General features: G+C 41.6%; 10 protein-coding genes and 2 pseudogenes. 7 read left to right on the forward strand and 5 right to left on the reverse strand.

Annotated features, from left to right (window positions below):
• Positions 1 to 12: 12 nt before the first annotated feature.
• The 6 genes from bshC (at position 13) to IPJ86_11025 (ending at position 7,661) form a co-directional block, all read left to right on the forward strand.
• Positions 13 to 1,605 (forward strand): bacillithiol biosynthesis cysteine-adding enzyme BshC, encoded by a 1,593-nt coding sequence (gene bshC / locus IPJ86_11000; protein MBK7887791.1) that lies wholly within the window; start codon positions 13 to 15, stop codon positions 1,603 to 1,605.
• A 144-nt stretch (positions 1,606 to 1,749) separates the two neighbouring features.
• Positions 1,750 to 3,306 carry a DUF853 family protein gene (locus tag IPJ86_11005; protein MBK7887792.1) on the forward strand — a complete coding sequence of 519 codons (1,557 nt, stop codon included), beginning with the start codon at positions 1,750 to 1,752 and terminating at the stop codon, positions 3,304 to 3,306.
• Between the two features lie 198 nt (positions 3,307 to 3,504).
• Positions 3,505 to 4,131 carry a TetR/AcrR family transcriptional regulator gene (locus IPJ86_11010; GenBank protein MBK7887793.1) on the forward strand — a complete coding sequence of 209 codons (627 nt, stop codon included), beginning with the start codon at positions 3,505 to 3,507 and terminating at the stop codon, positions 4,129 to 4,131.
• 298 nt (positions 4,132 to 4,429) lie between these two features.
• Entirely contained in the window at positions 4,430 to 6,196 is a 1,767-nt protein-coding gene (locus tag IPJ86_11015; GenBank protein MBK7887794.1) for an alpha-amylase family protein, read from the forward strand.
• 11 nt (positions 6,197 to 6,207) lie between these two features.
• Positions 6,208 to 7,461, forward strand: a complete 1,254-nt coding sequence (locus IPJ86_11020) for an MFS transporter (protein ID MBK7887795.1) — start codon at positions 6,208 to 6,210, stop codon at positions 7,459 to 7,461.
• Complete coding sequence (locus IPJ86_11025) at positions 7,458 to 7,661, forward strand: CoA-binding protein (protein ID MBK7887796.1); 204 nt, start codon at positions 7,458 to 7,460, stop codon at positions 7,659 to 7,661. The genes IPJ86_11020 and IPJ86_11025 overlap by 4 nt, the downstream gene beginning before the upstream one ends.
• Positions 7,662 to 8,913: 1,252 nt before the next feature.
• Here the strand turns inward: IPJ86_11025 and IPJ86_11030 are convergent.
• The 4 genes and pseudogenes from IPJ86_11030 to IPJ86_11045 form a co-directional block, all read right to left on the reverse strand.
• Entirely contained in the window at positions 8,914 to 10,377 is a 1,464-nt protein-coding gene (locus IPJ86_11030; protein ID MBK7887797.1) for a HAMP domain-containing histidine kinase, read from the reverse strand.
• Positions 10,378 to 10,387: 10 nt separating this feature from the next.
• Positions 10,388 to 11,063: pseudogene (locus IPJ86_11035) on the reverse strand (response regulator transcription factor).
• Positions 11,064 to 11,166: 103 nt separating this feature from the next.
• Complete coding sequence (locus IPJ86_11040; protein ID MBK7887798.1) at positions 11,167 to 12,369, reverse strand: aspartate aminotransferase family protein; 1,203 nt, start codon at positions 12,367 to 12,369, stop codon at positions 11,167 to 11,169.
• Between the two features lie 2 nt (positions 12,370 to 12,371).
• The gene (locus tag IPJ86_11045; protein MBK7887799.1) at positions 12,372 to 15,047 is read right to left on the reverse strand and encodes a valine--tRNA ligase; all 2,676 of its coding nucleotides are present in this window, start codon (positions 15,045 to 15,047) and stop codon (positions 12,372 to 12,374) included.
• 115 nt (positions 15,048 to 15,162) lie between these two features.
• Between IPJ86_11045 and IPJ86_11050 the strand changes: the two are divergent.
• Positions 15,163 to 16,388 (forward strand): annotated as a pseudogene (locus IPJ86_11050) (dicarboxylate/amino acid:cation symporter).
• A 74-nt stretch (positions 16,389 to 16,462) separates the two neighbouring features.
• On the opposite strand, the gene IPJ86_11055 reads toward IPJ86_11050, so the two are convergent.
• Positions 16,463 to 18,949 carry a tetratricopeptide repeat protein gene (locus IPJ86_11055; protein ID MBK7887800.1) on the reverse strand — a complete coding sequence of 829 codons (2,487 nt, stop codon included), beginning with the start codon at positions 18,947 to 18,949 and terminating at the stop codon, positions 16,463 to 16,465.
• Between the last annotated feature and the right edge of the window lie 117 nt (positions 18,950 to 19,066).

Genomic DNA, 19,066 nt, shown 5'->3' on the forward strand with positions numbered 1-19,066 from the left:
TTAAAAGAAGTAATGGAAGTACATCATCTCCCGCTCGCTGATTCCGGTTTGTACGGAAAGATGATGCTGGATTATATTGAAGGTCATCCGCAGCTTCGTCCCTTCTACAGTTATTCGCCTGCACTTTCTTCCTTCCCGGATGTGATCGAAGCCAGAAAGGAATTTCCTTTTCATCGTGAAACATTGGCAGATGAAATGCTTGCTCAGCATCAAGCCTATGTTCAACGCTTTCCCGTACTTTCCCAACAGATTGAAGCATTAAGAAGCGAACAAACATTTACAGTCACTACAGGACATCAGCTTTGTCTTGCCACCGGTCCGCTCTATTTCATTTATAAAATTATAACAACAATCCATCTTTGCCGGCAGTTGGCGCAAGAGTTTCCTTCTCATCATTTTGTTCCTGTTTACTGGATGGCTTCGGAAGATCATGATATAGAAGAGATCAATCATTTCCATCTTTTTTCAGAAACTTTAAAATGGGAAACAAAAGAAAGGGGACGTACAGGTAGATTGTCGACAGCGGGTATTGGTGAATTGATTCAGGAAGTGGAAAGGCTTTGCGGCAATAATCCATTTGCTGCTGAAGTGATTTTACTTTTGAAAAATGCATACGAACAACATCCGCATCTTTCAGAAGCTACACGCGATTTGGTGTTGACTTTGTTTGGTGAACAGGGCCTACTGGTGATTGATGCAGACCGGCCTACATTGAAGAAATTGTTTGCACATGTCATTAGCGAAGAGTTGACCTTGCACCCTTCTTTCGAAATCGTAAACAGTACCACAGAAAGATTAGCACATCATTATAAAACGCAATTGAGTCCGCGTGAAATCAATTTATTTTATCTGGAAGAAGGCTTGCGTGAGCGAATTGTAAAGGATGAAAAAGGACATTATCATGTGCTGAATACTGACCTTGATTTCTCCCGTGAATTCATTCTTGATTTGGTGGAGAAGCAACCGGAGCGCTTTAGCCCCAATGTGGTGTTGCGCCCCCTGTATCAGGAAACGATTTTACCAAACATCGCCTATGTAGGAGGTCCGGGAGAGATCGCTTATTGGATGCAGTTGAAGGAGATTTTTGCGCATTACAATGTTTTCTTTCCGATGCTTGTCCCAAGAAACAATGCGTTGGTATTGCCGGCGCGACCTTTAGAGAAATTTCTTAATCTGGGATTTGAAAGAAAGGATGTCTTCCGTTCCTTCGATGACCTGAGCAAACAATGGCTCTCCGGACAAGAAGATTTATCATCGGGAATCAATGCGTCTTCCGAAAAAATGCAGGAGTTGTACAATGAGCTGACGTTACTCTTTACCAAAGCCGACCCTACACTTGCCGCCAGCGTACAGGGAGAATTACAAAAAGTGCTTAATGGACTTGAAAATTTAGGCAAGAAAGGAAATGCCGCCTTGAAGCGCAAGCATGAAGTCGCCTTGAATCAGTTAAAAGTGGTTCTGGATAAAGTGAGTCCTGCAGGACATGCACAGGAGCGTCATGTGAATTTCATACAGTTTTATTCTTTACAAGGACCGTCGTTTATTGATGATCTGATGAAGAACCTTCAGCCGCTGGATTTTAATGTAGCCGTTTTTACAGAATAGAAGAGCCTCTTTCAACCTGATTTTATTTCTGAGGAGGTAGCTCCGGGAAGTGCTAAGACTATAGCTTCGAAAGGTGGATTTCTTTTTACTGTTTTACATTTTAGTATCTTTCGAAAACTATTTTTGTATACTTAAACTCATTCCATGTCAACGATCGAATCTTTCCTCTCTGCCATGCAACAAGGCTACACCTTTAAAGGGGCTTCTCTTACCATTGGTGCGGCTATGTTTGATGGACATGTTCAAAAGGAAGCGCCTGTAAAAATCCCGCTTTCTACTTTGAATCGCCATGGACTTATCGCGGGAGCCACCGGTACCGGTAAGACAAAGACACTACAAGGACTTGCGGAAGGACTCTCAGCCCATGGTGTAGCTGTAATGATGATGGACATCAAGGGTGATTTGAGTGGAATTGCTAAAGCAGGTACAGAGAACGATAGGATTAAAGAGCGTCACTCGAAATTGGGTATTGAATGGAAACCTGCCGCTTTTCCCTGTGAGCTCATGAGTTTGTCGGGGGAGAAAGGCGTACGTTTAAGAGCTACTGTTTCTGAGTTTGGTCCGGTCTTGTTTTCAAAAATTCTAAGTCTGAATGATACGCAATCCGGAGTAGTGTCGTTGGTTTTTAAATATGCCGATGATCGTGAATTGCCTTTACTTGACCTCAAGGATTTTAAAAAAGTATTGCAGTATTGTACCAACGAAGGAAAAGATGAGGTAAAGAAGGAGTATGGGGCCATCTCTACGGCTTCTGCTTCCACCATCCTCAGAAAAATTATTGAAATCGAAGAGCAGGGTGCCGAATTATTTTTTGGAGAGCTTTCCTTTGATGTAAATGATTTACTTCGATTAGATGAGGGTGGTAAAGGGTATATACATATCGTTAGACTCACCGACATTCAGGATAAGCCAAAGTTGTTTTCTACATTTATGCTTTGTTTGCTTGCAGAGATCTACAGGGAATTTCCGGAAGAAGGCGATGTCGAACAACCGAAACTCGTTCTCTTTATTGATGAAGCACATCTGATCTTTAAAGAAGCCAGTAGCGCTCTGCTGGATCAGCTGGAGTCCATTATTAAATTGATTCGCTCCAAAGGGGTAGGGCTTATCTTTTGTACGCAAACGCCTATTGATATTCCGGCTGCCATTTTAGGACAATTGGGATTGAAAGTGCAACATGCCTTGCGTGCATTCACAGCCAATGATCGTAAGGCCATTAAGATGGTTTCTGAAAATTATCCGGAAACTGATTTTTATAAAGTAGATAGTCTGATTACTGAATTGGGAATTGGTGAAGCGTTCGTTACTGCTCTGAGCGAGAAAGGTACGCCGAGTCCATTGGTGCATGCATGTTTATGTGCGCCCCAATCGCGAATGGATGTCCTTTCAAGTTCAGAGCAGGAAGAATTACTTTCCGGGTCAGCATTGGTGAAGAAATACAACCAGGCAGTCGATAGAGAAAGTGCTTATGAGATTTTACAGCAAAAACTGGTTGATGCAGAAGTGGAAGTTAAGAAGGAGGAGCCGGGTAAAAAACCGACAAAAAAGACTGATAAGGAAGAGGGGTCTGTCATAGGTGAGGCCCTTGATAGTACTGTTGGGAGGCAGGTAGCCCGCACATTAGCACGCGAAGTGACTCGTGGATTATTGGGCATTTTAGGACTTGGAGGGACTAAAGGAAGAAGCAAAGGTCTGTTTTAAAGTGGGTGAATGGCCTTTAATTCTTGGTTAATGGATTAAAAATTTAGGCGAATGATAAATTTTCTGCCTTTTCGGTTGGTCAAAATCCGATTCAAAAGCACTTTTTGCCCGTTCAGCAATAGTATATGCCAGTTCACTGCATTCTATTATGCCCTGTTAGCGCAGACTCTACATTTGTAGGTAAGAAAAAGCAAGGACATGATGGTTAAGAGACTGGAAAAGAAGAAATTGATATTAAATGCAGCCATGGACTGTTTTTCTCAAATGGGTTATGACAAAACTACCCTGGATGAAATTGGTGGTAAGGTGAATTTGAATAAAGCCTCTTTATACTACTACTATAATAGCAAGGAGGATTTGTTCAGTGATGTCATTTATGCAGAGGCTGCCCAATTCCTGGAGGAAGTTAAAACCAAATTGAAAACTATTCACCAATTGGAAGAAAAGGTGGTTTTCTTCTTACTGGAAAGAAGAAAGTTCTATCATAGATTATCTGAGATGCATTTCGTACCTGTTCATGCCTCCAATGAAAATGATCCGCTGTTAAATGTGGTGTTGCATAGCATTCAATTGGGCGAAAAGTCATTGTTGAGTTCAACAATTAAGGATGGAATGAGACCGGGCGAAATACACCGCATGGATCCCGAGCGATTAGCGGAAGTACTCCTGAAAGTATCTACAGCGTTCAAAAGTCCTGCATCATCCCAACATGCGTTGAATGGAAACTCAAAATTAAATGGTAATTCTACCACGGAGGATGTCAATGCTGAAGATATCCGATTGACCACTCGTCTCATCTTGCGCGGAGTGAGAAGCGAATCGTAGTATCCAACCAAAGTGTTTCAGAAATATTGAATCCTGAATTTCTATCAATTCCAAGATCAATTTATGGAATTTTCTATGGAAAAAAATGTGCTTGAATCAATTTAGTCGGCTTCCCAAGTAAAACTTGATCTTTATGTCCGGTAAATGCGACTTTTTTTTCGAAAAATATACTTTTAAGTGAGTGCGCATTTGTAAATAGTGGGCCTAACAATCATCTGTGCAAAACAGATCATTCAACTGAAAAATATAAGAGTTGATTCTTTTATTTTCATGCCCTATAGGGTAATCCTATAGACCTATGAAGAAATCCTATTTTGCCCCGCGGCAACATAAATTTACGATGTATCAGTTAATGCTGAGGGTTTTTTCTAATACCAAAGTACGCAATAAGGCCTTCGGAACAATTGCTGAAAACGGCAGCGGTAAATTCAATGATATAACAGCCACTGTGCTTGATGCCGTTGGTGATCTGGGCATCTCCCACATTTGGTTTACAGGTGTATTGGAGCATGCTACTCTGAGTGATTATGATCAGCATGGCATGCCATCTGACAACCCCTACGTAGTTAAAGGCAGAGCAGGATCTCCATATGCCATTCGTGATTATTACGATGTAGATCCGGATCTCGCAGTGGATGTTGACAACAGAATCGCTGAGTTTGAACAAATGCTACAACGTACCCACAAGGCCGGTTTGAAGGCCATCATCGACTTTGTACCGAATCATGTTTCAAGAACTTATCATTCGGATAAGAATCCGGGGCGCCAACCCGATTTTGGTGCCAATGACGATACTTCCTTTCTTTTCCGAAGAGATAATAACTTTATGTATCTCCATGATGGAGCGTTTCAAATCCCGGCCGATTACCATCCGCTGGGGGGAAAGAAAATTTCAGGTTTAAGTAAAAAATATTCAGAAGTGCCGGCAAGGGTTACCGGTAATGATGTCTATAGCACCAGTCCATCATTGAATGACTGGTTTGAAACCATTAAATTGAACTTCGGTGTGGATCCTCATCCCCCGCATACCTGCTATTTTGATCCGATTCCACAAACCTGGTTGCAGTTGTTGGATATTTTATTGTACTGGTGTGAAAAGGGAGTGGATGGCTTTAGATGTGATATGGCGGAGATGGTTCCTGCAGAATTTTGGGAGTGGATTATTCCTTGTGTTAAAACACATTATCCTGATGTCATCTTTATTGCAGAGATCTATAAACCCGAACTGTATCAACGTTATCTTGAATATGGTTTTTTTGATTATCTCTATGATAAAGTGCAGCTATACGATACGTTAGTAGCCATCTTACGTGGCCAATGTCCTGCAGATGATTTAACACGTGCAGCCAGAAGTGTTGAAGAATTTTCAGAGCGCATGTTATCGTTTCTGGAGAATCATGATGAAGAGCGAATTGCTTCCTCTCATTTTATGGGAGACGGGAAATTTGCTTTACCGGCAATGGTCGTTTGCGCCACGATTTCGAAAGGTCCGGTAATGATTTATTTTGGTCAGGAAGTGGGAGAACCGGCTGCCGGAAATATGGGCTTTGCCGGTGATCGTGGGAGAACTTCCATTTTCGATTATTGCGGAGCTCCCGAACATCAGAAATGGTACAATAAGGGAAAGTGTGACGGCGGATTGCTTTCTGATGAACAAAAGGAGTTGAGATCGAATTATAAGAATATCCTAAATCTTATCACTCAAAGTAAAGCCATCTCTACCGGGGGATATTATGATTTACAATATGTAAATCGCCATCATCAGAGTGAAGGGTACGATGAACGTTATTTGTTTTCATTTATCCGGCATTGTGCTTCCGAGAAATTACTCATCGCTGTTAACTTTAGTAAGACTACCACTTTTAAGGCTCATATTAGAATTCCACCGGAAGCCATCCGGGAAACGGGAATGGTTTCGAAAGGAGTCATTACATTTACAGATATTCTGCACGGAGATTTTACAGTGGAAAAACAAACTTCAGCGCTTTATAAAGAGGGGGATCGTTTGTCGGGTTTAGTGCTGGAGATGGCCCCATTCTCATCTTATGTCCTCCGTATACATTAATTTCGGGACCCATGTCAAAGCAAGGCACTAAAAATCCATTTAACCTCGTCGTCATCGTTGCCGCATTGGGGTACTTTGTAGATATCTATGATCTGCAATTGTTCAACGTCGTTAGCAAATCCAGTATCCGGGGAATTGGCATAACCGATCCTGCAGTGGTTGACCGATACGATTACCTTTTGTTTTTATGGCAGATGAGCGGCATGCTGGTGGGTGGTTTACTTTGGGGTATTTTGGGAGATCAAAAGGGGCGCAAGTCGGTTTTGTTCGGTTCCATCTTATTGTATTCATTGGCCAATGTCGCTAATGCATTTGTGACCGATCTGACGCAATACAGTGCCATCCGTTTTATTGCAGGAGTGGGATTGGCCAGGGAGCTTGGTGCTGCAATTACTTTGGTTTCGGAGATTATGCACCGTGAGCATAGAGGATATGGAACAATGCTTATTGTCACCATGGGTGCTTTGGGTGCCGTTGCAGCAGCATTGATCAGTAATAATCCATTTCATTTTTTTGGATTGCAACCCTGGCAAATTGCCTATCTCATCGGTGGCTGCCTCGGCTTACTATTACTGTTTCTCCGAGTGGGGACCTATGAATCGGGTATGTTTGATCAGTTGAAAGCAAAGAAGAATGTAAGCAAGGGAAATTTTTTCATGCTCTTTACCAACGGAAAGCGATTTCGAACTTATTTAGCTTGTATCCTCATCGGACTGCCGGTATGGTATTGCATTGGAATACTGATAAAATTTTCTGAAAAATTTGCCGGCCTGATCGGTGTAGTAGGAGAAGTAAAAGTTGGATTTGCCATCATGTATGCATACATCGGACTCTCTGTTGGTGATTTACTTAGTGGACTGTTGAGTCAATTGTTCAAGAGCAGGAAGAAAATAGTGATGGCTTATTTGTTGGGTACAATTGCATTGGTTGCCATCTTTCTATACACAAAAAATATGACGGCCTCCACTTTTTATTTAATGTGCTTTCTGTTGGGATGTGCTACCGGATATTGGGCATTGTTTGTCACGATTGCTTCGGAGCAGTTTGGTACCAATATCAGAGCTACGGTAACTACAACTGTTCCCAACTTTGTAAGAGGTGCAGTCGTTCCGATTACACTTGGATTTAAAACACTTGAAATCAGTATGGGGTCGGTAAACAGTGCTGTAGTAGTTGGAATAATTTGCATTGGTTTAGCCATTGTCGCAACATTAAGCATCCATGAAACGTTTTCTAAGGACCTGGATTATCTGGAGCTATCATGAAAAATTTTACACTTGTTCTCGGAGCATCTGAAAATCCTCAGCGTTATGCCAATATGGCGATTCGTCGGTTGAGGCAGCATCAGCATCCTGTGCATGCGGTGGGTTTGCGTCCCGGAAAAGTGGATGATGTAGAGATTCTAACCGGTCAACCTTTATTTTCCGTATTCGTTGTTGAATCAAACAATACATCTTCATTGTAATTTCCAACATTTAAAATACTTCCCAGGTGATCAAATGCCAAATCTGTTGCTTTTCCATGGTCATCATTACCTCCCATCGTTTTACCCATCTGAAATTTCCAGAATTATCCAGACTCAGAATGAGATATCTGAATTCAGCACTAACGGCATGCTCCAAGGCCGGGATCGAAATCTGTTGCCATTGAATTGGCCTGTAATTAAGAGGTTATTTTAATTGTCCATCAAGCTTCGAATGCGTAACCCAAAGTTACTTTGACGGAGCCGAAATGTTTAACCCATTGAAGCTCCAAATTGTCAGCTCCAAAAGCATTAAACCACCCGGACTACAGCATTAGAGTGTTTGGTCCGGGGTCAAAATCATCGTCTCCCATTGTTGATCCATTTCCAGGTACCAATATTCAAAACAAAAGGGTTTACCTTGAATTTGATTGGCCCACACAGATCCCATTGGGATGAGTTTGCAATAAAAAACTATTACTTCCCCCAGAGGATTAGAATTTGCCGCAAAATTATACTGCCGTATCTGTATCAAAATCTACATTGCCGAAGAACCATCCTGTAGTGATCAGATTCACCGGTCAAATGTTATATCCGTCAAAACGGTGCGAGCATGGCTCTTGTTGAAATATGATTGCCGGCAGAATCAAGTTTCACCATCATTGTTCTCAACCAGGTAAAATGGGAGGTGGGAGATGGTATACCCCGCGCCCGGGTCACTATCTACTGTTCCAATGAAATCAGGTAATATAGACCTGACCGATGTTGTCGGTGATTACTTTGCAGTAGCGAGAAAAAGTGGGACTTTCCAATCTTTTGCCCAAAGAAAATTTCCTGCTGAATCTAACTTTTGCAAATACAATGCGTGGAATCGCTGGTGAGAGGGTAGGAGCCAATGCCCGGGTCAAAATCTGTTGTGCCCTTGTAATAGCCTAATATGTAAATATTATTGTTGTTATCGATAGTGCATGAAAAAACGAAGGCAATAGAATCACCACCATAAGATTTGCCCAAATCAAATTCCCTTCGAGTTATACTTGATAAATAAGCATTCGCAGTGGGGGCCCACAAAACAGATACCCCGGGACCGGATCCGCGTCAAAAATTATTGGAATAGGTGCCGCGTATACACATTCCGGCGTCACAAGCCACCACAGCCGGTTGGTCCAAACGGGTTGCCAGGGCCCAGAAAATATAGAAAGTAAGCAAAGGTTTACAAATAAATTTTTCATTTGATAAATGTATAAATAAATTTTCACAATTCAGCAGGAGAGCGAAATTGTAAGGGGGAAAAAAGGTGGGAAAACGAGAGCGCGAGGGGTTTGATCGAAAACGCTACTGAACAAATATTTGAAAGATGAAAAGGGATTTTGGAACTAAATTGGAAGGTAAACACCGTTCCTATTTCAGGTTCGGAATCTACTTTTACTTCTATCTGATGAAAACTTGCAATCGTCTTGACGATGGGTAGTCCGAGACCATAACCATCAGCTTTGCTTTTGTTGAGGCGTTTAAATCGATCGAAAATACTGGGGAGCTCCACTTTCTCCATACCGATGCCGGTATCTTTAATTTCAACCTGAAATTTACCTTCTGCTTTTCTGGTCGTTATCATTAAACTACCACCGGGTCTGTTGTACTTGATGGCATTATTGACCAGATTCATGAACATGGTAAAGAGGAGTGTCTTATTGCATGGACCATAGGAAAGGTCTTCGTAGAAATGTTTATAGAGTTTAATTTCCCTTTCGTTGAGGCGTTCTTCTATTTCTTCAAGCACTTCATCGAGCAGCGCGTTCATCTGAATATGCTCTTGCTTTAAGTATTGATCATTTTCAATTTTGGAAATCAATAAAAGCGCTTTGATAATCCGACTCATTCTGTTCAATGTGCGTTGTGAATCGGTCAGCTTTATCATCACCTCATCTGAAACATTTCCTTCAATCATAATGTTTTCCACCCGGTTTTGAATGATGCTGATGGGCGTTTGTAATTCATGCGATACATTACTGATGAATTCCTTTTCTATTTGAAAGGTGTCTTTCAGCTTATGCATCATTTCGTTGATACGGGAATCCAGTTTGTTGAATTCAGAGGTAGTACTGGAGATCGGTCGAAAGTCAAAGGAAGTAGGAGAGGGGACAGGTAAAAGTTTTGTGCTGATAATTTTATTCAGTGGTTTCAATAGCAATCGTACGAAGCCTAAGTCTATAAAAAGGGAAACCAGAATGACTGCCAGCATCATAAACAATAAGAATTTTTGAATGATGGATCGTAGCTCATTGATGGTGCCAATACCTTCACCAATATTGAGCTCGTACATTTGGTTGTCATATAAAAAAGGTCTTTTGATAATACGGTGCTGCAATTGTTCGCCTTCGATGGACCAGGTCTCATTTTTTATCTGAGTGCCTTGTTCCATTAACTGTGGATCGATTATCGGATAAATCGCGACAAATTCTTCCTTCAAAATATTGTAACTTTCAAAACTGCAATCCTGTTCGCGTACAATATCTGCAATACTTCCTTTTTTTACGGTGAGGAGCACACGTTCGCTGCGGGCGGTTAGTCGCTTGTCGATATGGTCATACACAATCCGTTCAACAAGCAGGGGAAGTAATGCAATAAAGGCAAGAATAATTAAAGCTTTGGAAACGGCATTGTAAACTGCGAATTTTACCTGAATGGTCATGGATCCGTTTCTGAAGATGTTGCGCACAGGCGTATGATTAGGCGTTTACCCGATAACCCACGCCACGCACCGTTTCAAACCAATCGGTGCTGGCATGCGCGGAAAGTTTTTTGCGCAGATTTTTTACATGGACATCTATGTAATTTGATTCATAGTCATCTTCGAGCACATCTCCCCAAATATGTTCCGTTAACTGTATTCTTGTTAATACCCTGTTTTTATGCAAGGCCAGGTAATGCAAGCAAGTCAAATTCTTTCTTGGTGAGGTTTATACTTTGTCCCGCGCAATGCACCGTCCTGTTCTGAATGTCGATTTCGAAATCGTGTATATGAATAACATTTGATTTGAGTCCATGCTTTCTACGAAGAATAGCCTGCATCCTGCTGTGTAACTCCGCCAGCGAAAAGGGCTTGGAAATGTAATCATCAGCCCCAAGATCCAGTCCGGCAATTTTATCTTCCACTTCTCCGCGTGCAGTAAGCACAATGAAAGCACTTTCAATACCTGCTTTTTTCGACTCTTTGAGTAATTCCATCCCATCCATATCCGGTAAACCCAGATCAAGAAGGATGAAATCGTAGCTGTTCGCATGAATTTTATCGGAAGCACTCTTTCCGTTGAACGCTACATCGCAATTGAAGTTTTGCCTTGACAGATAAATCTCCATTTCATGAGAGAGCGATCGTTCATCTTCTACTATGAGTACATTCATTATTTACAGTATTGAGGGTGAAGTTATTGTTAATTGTTAAATTATGCAACGAAGGTTCAAAAATACGTCCCCCGTATGAAGATTTGAGGAGGGACGCCTTTTGTTATTCGTTTTCAGTGGTATAAACCTTTTCTATAGCATTCAGAATGAGTTTACAAGCAGTTTCCATTTCTTCGTCAGTAATGATAAGCGGCGGACATAATCTCAATTTTTGAGGTGCAAATAAAAACCAGTCGGTGATCACGCCCAGTGAGACACATTTACTGATGACCTGATGAGCGATGTGTTCTTCTCCGAAATCAATTGCCAGCAGTAATCCTTTTCCGCTGATGGATTTAATTGCGGGATGAATCAATAAGTCTCTTGCAATTTTTTCCAATACAGTGACTCTTGTCTTTATATCAATCGATGCTATCACTTCAATATTGGCCAATGCAGCAGCACAACAAACCGGATGTCCGCCAAATGTGGTGATATGTCCAAGGACGGGATGATCACTTAGTGCTGACATTAATTTAGCCGTACTCATAAAGGCACCTATCGGCATTCCGCCACCCATTCCTTTTGCCATCACCACTATATCCGGAATGATTCCTTCACCCTGGCAAGCAAAGAAATCTCCTGTTCTTCCAAAGCCGGTTTGAATTTCATCCGCTACAAAAAGGGCTCCTGTTTCGGTACAGCGTAACCGTAAGGCTTGAAGGAATTCACTATCGACAAGTTCAGCTCCTGCCTCGCCTCTTATTATTTCTACAAATACAGCCGCAGTATCATGATCGATGAATTCAAGTGCACTAAGATCACCGGGATTCAAATGATGCACATGAGGCAATAGCGGTTGAAAGGGTGATGTAAAATAATCACTACTCATTAAGCTCAATGCACCTGTAGTTGAACCATGATAAGCATTTTTGAAAGAAAATATTTTAGATCTGCCGGTAGCGCGTCTCGAAAGTTTTATTGCACCTTCAATGGCTTCTGTACCTGAGTTTACAAAGTACACACTGTCGAGTGGTGGAAATAAACCGGCCAGCTTTTGTGCCAGTAACACCTGCGGCGATAGAATATATTCTCCGTACACCATCAAATGCATGTATTTCTCCAATTGATTGTTGATCGCCTTCAATACATGTGGGTGACGATGTCCGACATTGCTCACGGATATTCCGCTGATCATATCCATCCATTTCTCACCGTTGGCTCCATAGAGATAGATGCCCTCTGCGCTAACCACTTCAAGCGCCATAGGAGCCGGACTCGTTTGAGCCTGATGCCGAAGGAATAATTGTCGCAGGCTGAGCTGCATGATCAAAGTGAAGTTAATGCATCTTCAATGGCACGTATTTTCGCTTCGGCATCCGATTTTTTCTTTTCTTCCGCGGCGACTACTTCCGGCTTAGCATTACTGACAAAACGCTCATTGCTGAGTTTATTCATTACAGATTGAAGAAATCCTTTGGTATACGTTAATTCTTCAGTAAGACGTTTTTTCTCACCTTCCTTATCCATGTTTTCACTAATCGGAATAAAGCATTCCAATTCACGAACCACAAACGGAAAAGTGTCTGTCGGTTTTTCACTGATAGGTTCTATCGAGGATAAGTTGGCTAACTTCATTATTGCACCGCCGAAGAGAGTAAGGCTTTTTGAAGTGCCTTTTGTTCTCACTTTTAGTGCAATTGCCTCCTTTGGACTCAAGCCTTTGCTTTGTCTGAAATTTCTGATTTCAGCAATCAATTCAGTAGCGAGAGGGAATGCCGCAAGTACTTCGGTATTGATTTTTTCTGATTTAGGCCAATGGGCAACAATGATATCATCACCTGCTTTTCTTTCTTTTAAGAGATGCCAAAGCTCTTCTGTGATAAATGGCATGAAGGGATGCATGATACATAAAATTCGCTCGAAGAAAGTAATGGTAGAAGCCAAAGTTGCTGCATCCATGGGTTGTTGATACGCAGGCTTGATCAATTCCAGATACCATGCGCAGAAATCATCCCATACCAATTTATAGCTGCTCATCAATGCATCCGAGATGCGAAGTTTTTCGTAATGATCATTGATCTCCAGAAGAGATTCACTCAGTCTGGAATGGAACCATTCGATGGCAATTTTATTTACTTCCGGCTGGGGCAATTGATCATCTGCTTCCCATCCTTTTACTAACCGGAAAGCATTCCATATCTTATTACTGAAATTCCTTCCTTGTTCGCAGAGACCTTCATCAAACAATAAATCATTTCCGGCGGGTGAAGACAATAACATTCCTACTCGAACTCCATCCGCACTGTACTTCGTTATCAAATCGAGAGGGTCGGGAGAGTTGCCCAACGATTTACTCATCTTCCTGCCTTGTTTGTCCCGAACAATGCCGGTGAGGTAAACATTGTTAAATGGTTTTTTTCCTCTGTACTCATATCCTGCCATGATCATTCTGGCAATCCAGAAAAATAATATTTCAGGGGCAGAAACCAGATCGTTAGTAGGGTAGTAGTAATTGATGTCTTTGTTATTGGGATCCTTAAATCCATCAAAAACAGAAATAGGCCATAACCATGAACTGAACCAGGTGTCCAGCACATCTTCATCCTGACGGATATCCGACGCCGTTACACCATTATTCTCTTTTTGTAAAAGTAGAAGTGCTTCCTCTGCAGTCTTGCATACGACAACGTTTCCTTTGTTGTCATACCAGGCCGGAATGCGTTGTCCCCACCAGAGTTGTCGTGAAATACACCAGTCGTGAACATTTTCCATCCAATGACGATAGGTATTCACGAATTTTTCAGGAATGAGTTTCACTTCTCCATCCATCACCGCATTTAAGGCAGGCTTAGAGAACTCTTTCATACGTACAAACCATTGCAGGCTGAGACGGGGTTCAATAACAGCATCCGTCCGCTCACTATATCCAACTTTGTTGGTGTAGTCTTCCACTTTCACCACTTGGCCCATCTCCTGCAAATCCTTCACAATTTTTTTGCGGACAACAAATCGATCTTCTCCGATATAAAAGCCTGCTGCTGCGCTCATGGTACCATCGGCATTCAAGGTGTCGATGACCTCAAGTTTATGTTTTATTCCGAGGTTATAGTCATTGATATCATGCGCCGGAGTTACCTTCAAAGCACCCGTTCCGAATTCCATCAAAATATATTCATCATAAATAATGGGTACACGACGGTTCACCATGGGTATGATCGCATACTTTCCTTTCAGGTGTGAGTAGCGCGGATCATCAGGATGCACACAAACACCGGTATCACCCAAAATAGTTTCCGGACGAACTGTGGCAATAGTGATGACTTCTTTCGCCTCCATTTTTTGCTGCAAGGCGTTTTTATCTGAAGGATCAAATGGTTCGTCTTTGTCAACGACAACATAGCTGACGTACACCAATTTTGACTGTACTTCTTTATGGATCACTTCTTCATCACTCACTGCAGTCAAGCCCGCGGGGTCCCAATTAACCATCCGCATGCCCCGGTAGATATAGCCCTTTTTGAAAAGATCAATAAATACATCTATCACCGCCTCACTCAAATCATCTTCCATCGTAAAGCGGGTGCGGTCCCAGTCGCAGGAAGCGCCAAGTTTTTTCAATTGTTCAAGAATAATTCCTCCGTATTTCTCCTTCCATTCCCAGGCATACTTAAGAAATTCTTCGCGGCTGAGGTCCGATTTTTTGATGCCTTTTTCCCTAAGCATTTGTACCACCTTTGCTTCGGTGGCGATAGAGGCGTGATCGGTACCTGGAACCCAACAGGCATTTTTGCCCAGCATACGGGCACGGCGAATCATCACATCCTGAAGGGTATTGTTCAGCATATGACCCATGTGCAGGACACCGGTCACATTTGGCGGCGGAATCACAATGGTATACGGTTCACGCTCATCAGGTACAGAGCGGAAATAGCCTTGTTGCATCCAGTAGGAATACCATTTGGTTTCTGCAATTTCAGCCTGAAATGTCTTTGAAATCTCCATAATTTTCACTCACTAGGGCCATTTTAGCCGGTCACAAAGATATAAAATGCCATGGGCTGTATAAATTCAAAATGCCTGTAATTAGAGGAATTCGGTTATTTTTGGGCATTCGCTTATGAAGATAAACCTCACCACCCGCATATTTATTGGTATGTTGCTCGGTATTCTTACCGGCTATTTATACCGCGAGTTCAATCCCGAACCGGAGAAATTTAACAAATTTGCAGAGAATATTCAGATTTTGAGCGATATTTTCCTTCGGCTCATCAAGATGATTATAGCGCCACTTGTTTTTAGTACGCTGGTGTATGGTGTTGCAAAAGTGGGCGATTTCAAAAGTGTGGGAAGAATCGGAATAAAGACGATTTTATATTTTCAGTTTGCTACCCTTTTGGCGCTTGCTTTAGGGTTAATCTTGGTGAATTTATTTGAACCGGGACACGTTATGAAGTTACCCTTACCTGCAGTAGATGCTAGCAGCGGTATTGCGAACAAGGCCCCTTCTTTAAGAGATTTTATTACTCACGTGATTCCGAAGAGTGTAGTGGAAGCAATGGCCAACAATGAAATTCTGCCCATAGTTATATTCTCCTTGTTTTTTGGTATTGCTGCGGCATCAATGGGTGAAAAGGCAAAGAGTGTCGTGAATGCTTTAGATACTGTTGGACATATCATTTTTAAAGTAACTAATTACGTCATGCAATTTGCGCCCTTTGGTGTGTTCGGTGCTATTGCGGCAGTGGTTGCGAAACAGGGACTGAGTATAATTGGAGGGTATCTTTATTTGATTGCCTGTTTTTATTTCGGTTTGATTTTTTCGGAGTGGTAATTTTGGGATTGATTTGTTTCAGCTTAAAAATTCCATTCTTTAAATTATTGAGTCATGTGAAAGAGCCGATGTTACTTGCATTTTCTACTGCTTCTTCTGAGTCTGCTTTTCCAAAAACGGTAGAAGCTTTGGAGAAATATGGATGCAGCAACCGTATTATCTCCTTCGTTCTTCCTCTTGGCTATTCCTTTAATCTCGATGGTTCTATTATGTATATGACTTTTGCTACTGTATTTATTGCGCAAGCTTATGGAATCGATTTAAGTTTACAACAAGAAATAACAATGATGTTGATGCTCCTGGTCACCAGTAAGGGAATGGCGGGAGTGCCAAGAGCATCGTTGGTAGTGATTGCAGGAATGCTGAGTGCGTTCAATATACCGGAAGCGGGTTTATTGCTTCTGTTGGGAATTGATCAGTTACTGGACATGGGGAGAAGTGCTACCAATGTTGTCGGCAATGCTGTTGCTACCGCTGTTGTCAGTAAATGGGAGGGAGTTGAACGTGGTTGAAACTCAAAAGGAATAATTAGATTTTTCAGAATAGGAACTAATTAAAAATTTCAAGTCAGATTGGATTTCATTATTTAAACTGAAGCTTTCTTCTTCACTTTCATGATTACCCGTATGAGATCACCGGGATTAAACGGTTTGCTCAGGTATTCATGCATGCCCGATGCCATGCATTTATCTCTTTCGTCTTCTGAAGCATTGGCGGATAAACCAATAATCATGGCATTTTTCAGGACATTCGGCATTTCTTCTCTGATATGTTTCATCGCAGTATAACCATCCATTTCCGGCATCTGGATATCCATAAAAATAAAATCGTAACTGGTCTCCTTTAATTTTTCCAGAGCGACTAATCCATTTTCCGCTTCGTGCATGACCGGATTTTTTATAAGCATAGAGAGTGTTTCTTTTGCCACTATACGATTATAATAATTGTCTTCGACTATCAGGAAGCGTGAACCCTTGAGTTCGTCGGTATTGAATTCGGGTTCCGTTTCGTGAGCATTCAGATCCGATGCTACTGTTCCATAAGGAATGATAAACGAAAAGATAGTCCCTTTACCCGGTTCACTTTCTACATGTATACTGCCGCCCTGAAGTTCCACGAGTTGTTTTGAGATGGTGAGTCCGAGGCCTGTTCCCCCAAATTTGCGGGTAATGCCTTCGTCCTCTTGAGTAAAGCTTTCAAATATTTTATCGAGTTTATCGGCGGCAATTCCCTGTCCGGTATCAATGACGCTGAATTTAAGAATGCAACGATTTTCATCACTCGAATGCTGATGCATATATTCCGCACTAACGGTAACACCACCCTCTGTCGTAAACTTTATGGCATTTCCAATCAGGTTGATGATAACTTGTGTAAGTCGTACCTGGTCACCTTCTACCAGTGCAGGAAGATTTACATTTTCTTCTTTAAGATATATTCCCTTTTCAATAGCATTCGCATGTAAGAGATTGGTAACCGTATTAAGGGTTTCGGCAGGGGAGAAGGCTCGTTTTTCAAAAGCGATTTTTCCGGCTTCAATTTTTGATATATCCAGGATGTTATTAATGATTCCTACCAGACTTTCAGATGATTTCCGCATCACCTTCAAATAGGGAGATTGATCATCACGCGGAGATCGCTGGTTGAGGACATTGATCATGCCAATGATTGCATGCATCGGTGTTCTGATCTCATGACTCATGTTGGTCAGGAATTGAGTTTTATAGTGCTCGCTTCTGATGGCTTTTTCCTTTTCCTGTTCAATGATTTTGTTTTTTTCTTCCAGGATTTTCGAGTATTTTTTGTTGGTTACAGCTCTGCGGTATTGTGTGAATCCAATAATTAAAAGCAGTATCCCAAAAAGAATTGCGGCATTGCGAAGAAATGTTTGAAGCGCGATTTGCTTTTGTTGGAGTTCTTTGTCCTTGTTTAGTAAAGCCACTTCTTTTTCTCTTTTCTCCGACTCGTATTGCATCTGTTTCGCAAAGGCGGCTTTGCGCATTTCTACGTTGTTCATGCTATCTGACATCTGTTTAAAAAGCTGATGCATTTCAAGTGCCTCTTTATGATTTCCCTTTTTTGAAAGTATCTTGCTTAAAGTCTCACTGGCGTTTTTAATGCGTTCCGGAACTCCGATACCTAGTGCCAACTGCAACGATTCGTTCCCGTATTTATTCGCTTTTTCCAGTTCTCCTTTTTTATAGTAGATATTGCTGATATTGTTAAAGCATGCCGAACGGGTGACTTTATCTTCTGTGTTTTTCAGTTTGTCGATACAGCGCAGGTAGTAGGAAAGAGCTAAATCCATTTTTCCACTCTGATCATAATTCCAGCCAATATTATTCAAGGCTAATGCCTGCCCTTGAATATTCCCTGTTTGCGTATAAATACTCAAGCTTCTTTTAAAGTAGTACAGGGCTTTTTCTAAGTCGCCTTCATCCTGAAAAATAAATCCGAGATTATTGAGCGACATGGCAATCCCGAACTGATCACCATTCGTTTCTCTTATTTTTAAACTCCGCTCGGCATAAACTATAGCTTGCCTGTTATCACCTTGTTTTTTGTAAAATAAACTGATGTTGTTGAGAAGAATTGCTATGCCGTTTTGATCTTTGATGGATTCCCGGATTTTCAGACTTTGGAGATAATATTCCATCGCCTTCTCGAGATTTCCTTGCCTCTCGTAAACTGTAGCCAGATTGTTCAGGCTTTGGGCAATTCCGGCACTGTCATTCGTTTCAGTTCGTATGGCCAGACTCTTATAATAAAATTCAAGTGCCGGTAGGAGATCTCCTTTATTGTAGTAAGCACAACCTATATTGTTTGAAGCATTTGCAATTCCTCTTTTAAAATTTAGCCGATTGGATAAGTCATAGGCTTCTTTGGCATAGCGAAGTAAGTCATTTTCATCCATAGAAAGATCGCTAATTGCGTAGAGTAAATGCACCCTGTTGGTATCATGTTTAGATGAAACAAGAAGCTGCTTGAGGCTATCGATCTCACTCACGTGAATGCCATAGCTGTTAAAGGCGGTCAGCTGCAGTAATAAAAGCAGAAGTAGAATTCTTGTCATTTTCTAATACAAATGTAGTGAACTCTTTTATTGCATCGAATCAGGCATTCACATGCGTTTGAAGTGTCAATTTGTTAAAAAGACGGAGGTTCTCCTATAGATGAAGAACCTCCGTAT

This window comes from Bacteroidota bacterium (assembly GCA_016713925.1).
Classification (GTDB): domain Bacteria; phylum Bacteroidota; class Bacteroidia; order AKYH767-A; family OLB10; genus JAJTFW01.